The organism is Ruegeria sp. AP12 (assembly GCF_056540025.1).
Genome location: NZ_JBQFVZ010000282.1, coordinates 1 through 582 on the forward strand (window position 1 = coordinate 1; position 582 = coordinate 582).

Annotated in this window: 1 protein-coding gene; it reads right to left on the minus strand. The window is 60.5% G+C overall.

Annotation, left to right across the window (positions count from 1 at the left end; genetic code table 11):
* Positions 1–582: AMP nucleosidase (locus ACR0E6_RS22765; RefSeq protein WP_480587682.1), on the minus strand; the 582-nt coding region annotated here is incomplete at both ends.

Sequence of the window (582 nt, forward strand, 5' to 3'; positions counted from 1 at the left end):
GGTGCCGGTGCGCATGATCCGTTTCAACTCATAACCCGCAAGTTCGGTGCCCTCGGCCACGGCCTGTTCCAGCGCCACCTGAATCTCGGCCAGTGGCGGGATCGGCACCCAGACCGGCAGATCGTCGTCCAGCACTTTGTCTTCGCGCAGATAGGCATGGGCAAGGACGAAATCGCCCAACGCCTGCGTGTTCCGCAAACCCGCGCAGTGACCCACCATCAGCCAGGCATGGGGGCGCAGCACCGCGATATGGTCTGTCGCGGTTTTGGCATTCGACGGCCCCACACCGATATTGACCAGCGTGATCCCCGACCCATCCGCGCGTTTCAGGTGATAGGTCGGCATCTGCGGCAGTTTCAGCGGCTGTTCAAGGACGCCATCCGGGTCGGTGATCTCGGCATTCCCAGTCGAGACAAAGCTGGTATAGCCGCTCTCGGGATCTGCCAATTGCGCCCGGGCGTAGTTTTCAAATTCCGAGACATAGAACTGGTAGTTGGTGAACAGCACGTGGTTCTGGAAGTGGTTCGGATCGGTCGCCGTATAATGCGACAGTCGCGCCAGCGAATAATCCACCCGTTGCGC